This window comes from Nitratidesulfovibrio oxamicus (assembly GCF_015731765.1).
Classification (GTDB): domain Bacteria; phylum Desulfobacterota; class Desulfovibrionia; order Desulfovibrionales; family Desulfovibrionaceae; genus Cupidesulfovibrio; species Cupidesulfovibrio oxamicus.
On sequence record NZ_VRYY01000350.1, the window covers coordinates 1 to 2,743 of the forward strand.

The 2,743-nt window shown below is 67.8% G+C and carries 3 protein-coding genes and 1 pseudogene; all 4 read left to right on the top strand.

Going from position 1 to position 2,743, the window contains the following annotated elements; all coding sequences use genetic code 11:
- On the top strand, window positions 1–510 hold a 510-nt coding region (locus FVW20_RS11935; protein WP_196609792.1), incomplete at its 5' end, for a 4Fe-4S dicluster domain-containing protein.
- Window positions 503–1,390 (top strand): FAD/NAD(P)-binding protein, encoded by an 888-nt coding sequence (locus FVW20_RS11940; protein ID WP_012611478.1) that lies wholly within the window; start codon window positions 503–505, stop codon window positions 1,388–1,390. The genes FVW20_RS11935 and FVW20_RS11940, both read left to right, overlap by 8 nt.
- A gap of 238 nt (window positions 1,391–1,628) precedes the next feature.
- Entirely contained in the window at window positions 1,629–2,117 is a 489-nt protein-coding gene (locus FVW20_RS11945) for a ferritin-like domain-containing protein (RefSeq protein ID WP_012611479.1), read from the top strand.
- A 265-nt stretch (window positions 2,118–2,382) separates the two neighbouring features.
- Window positions 2,383–2,743: pseudogene (locus tag FVW20_RS11950) on the top strand (hypothetical protein); the annotation flags it as partial.

Sequence of the window (2,743 nt, forward strand, 5' to 3'; positions counted from 1 at the left end):
GAGGCAGACGCCGCCCGTGCGGACGCCGCACAGGCCGTGCATGCGGCCACCAAGGCGGCGCTGGACGCGCAAAGCCCGGCCCCGGACCTGTCCTCCACGCCCGCGCGGCTGCTGGAGCGCTTCCCCGATACCGACTTCTGGCGCGACATGTCGGACAAGTGCCTGTCCTGCGGGGCGTGCACCTATCTGTGCCCCACCTGCTACTGCTTCAACATCACCGACGAGAACGACGGCGGCGACGGCATGCGCGGCAGGCGGTTGCGCAGCTGGGACAACTGCATGTCCTCGCTGTTCACCCGAGAGGCCAGCGGCCACAACCCGCGCATGGGCAAGGCCCTGCGCCTGCGCAACCGCGTGGGCCACAAGTTCTCGTACTATCCGCAACTGCACGAGGGCGTGGTGTCGTGCAACGGCTGCGGTCGCTGCATCACCGGTTGCCCGGTATCCGTGGACATCCGCGAGATGGTGGTGCGCGCCACCGAAGCCAATGAGGAGACCCCCAATGCCTGATGCCATCACCCCGCAAGCGGGCGCGCACGCCACTACCCTGGGCACGGGGTTCACCGACAATCCCTATCTGCCCGACGTGGCCACCGTGCTGGAAACCGTGCAGGAAACCCCGGCCATCAAGACCCTGCGCGTGCGCATCGACGACCCGGCGCGCATGGAGGCCTTCCGTTTCAACCCCGGCCAGGTGGGCCAGCTTTCGCTGTTCGGCGTGGGCGAATCCACCTTCGTCATCAACTCGCCGCCCACCCGCATGGACTACCTGCAGTTCAGCATCATGCGCGCGGGCGAGGTGACCGCCGCCCTGCACGGGCTGAAGCCCGGCGACAAGGTGGGCGTGCGCGCCCCGCTGGGCAACTGGTTTCCGATCGAGGACATGCGCGGCAAGGACATCGTGTTCGTGGGCGGGGGCATCGGCATGGCCCCGCTGCGCACGCTGCTGCTGTACATGCTGGACAACCGCGCCGACTACGGCAACATCACGCTGCTGTACGGCGCGCGTACGCCCAATGACATGGCCTTCCGCGACGATGTGCAGGAATGGCTGGGCCGCTCCGACATGCAGACCACGCTGACCGTGGACCAGGCCCCGGAAGACTGGCCGCACCGCGCGGGGCTGATTCCCCACGTGCTGCTGGACCTGGCCCCGTCCAATGCGAACAGCGTGGCCGTACTGTGCGGCCCGCCCATCATGATCAAGTTCACGGTGGAGGCGCTGAAGAAACTGCACTTCGCCGACGAGCAGATCTACACCACGCTGGAACGGCGCATGAAGTGCGGCATCGGCATCTGCGGGCGCTGCAACATCGGCACGAAATACGTGTGCGTGGATGGGCCGGTGTTTACGTATGCGGAGCTGCGCGACTTGCCCAACGAACTCTAACCGCAAGTTGGCTTTTGCCCGCTGGCTGCGTCAACCGGCGCCCGCCATGCGGTCGAATACGAGAAGAGTATGCTCCCGCCTGGCGGGCTTGGTTTCCTTGCCAGCGAACAAAATCCTGCCTTGCGGGCGGGAGCGCCGGCAGACGGGATAACTGCTCCCCGCCAGCACTGAGAGTACTTTCGGAAAGTCCACAAGCCCCCGGCGCGGAAACGCCGCGCCGGGGACCTACGGAGAGCATATGGCCGAGTTCTTCAACGCCGCAGACGTCACCGCCGCCGCCATCCGCATCGAGCAGCGCGGCCAGGACGTGTACAATCAGGCCGTGGCCATGGCCACCAAGCCCGAGGTCAAGGCGCTGTTCCAGCACCTTGCCGACGAAGAGGCCAGGCATGAGGCGACCTTCCGCGCCATGGCCGACCGCGTCGGCCCCGTGGAACTGCCCGCGTGGAGCATTGCCGCCGAGTACGTGGAATATCTGCACGCGCTGCTGGATTCGCACGCGCTGTTCACCCAGGCCGGCACCCTGACCGCGCTCAAGGGCGCCGCCGACGATCATGCCGCCGCCCTGCGCATGGCCATCCAGTTCGAGAAGGACACCCTGCTGTTCTTCACCGAAATGCGCGAACTGGTGCCCGCCCGGGAAAAGGCGGCGGTGGATGCCTGCATTGCGGAAGAACGCGCCCACCTGCGCGCCCTTACCGCCATGCTGGCGCAAGTGAACGCATAGCCCTTTGCGCACTGGCGGCCGCCAGTGCATGCATGTTCCGCGCGCGACGACTGACGCAACGGCGCGCGCGGGGCCGGTCCGCACCGGGTGCGGCCCGGCACAATGGAGGGGCGGACGGCCGGAAAGAGGCACCCGGCCGTCCGTCATCTCCATGGCCAGCGTCGCATGTCCGCCCCGCGCAGCCTCCCGCGGGCGATGGATGCATTCTGGCATGCGTCATGGGTGCTTTGGTATCCGTGCCGCCCGGCCAGCACGGGAGGCCTTGGTGCTGCAATCATCCCCCTTCGATTCCTCTCCCCTGGGTGATCCGGACATGGTTCCTTCGCCTTCCGGCTTTCGCCCGGCATCGCCCGGCGGTGTTCCCGCGTGGAGCATTGCCGACGAGCGCGTCTTTCTGGACCACATCCCCTCGCTGTTCCTGGCATCCGACCTGTTCGCCGCCGCCTACCTGCGCGCCGGGCGCCAGTGCCTGCGCCCGGTGACGCCGCTGGCGCTTTCCGCCGCCGTCACCTGTGAGGGACCGTGGCTGGATCAGGGCGATCTGGACGTGTATCTGGCTTGCCTGCTGCTGGCCCTGCGCCAGGGCGGGCGTGGCCCCCGGCTGCGCTGCCCGGCGGACGAACCCG

Excerpts from the sequence above, each read along its gene's own strand:
- FVW20_RS11945 (WP_012611479.1), top strand. The coding sequence starts at position 1,629 with ATGGCCGAGTTCTTCAACGCCGCAGACGTCACCGCCGCCGCCATCCGC.
- FVW20_RS11940 (WP_012611478.1), top strand. The coding sequence starts at position 503 with ATGCCTGATGCCATCACCCCGCAAGCGGGCGCGCACGCCACTACCCTG.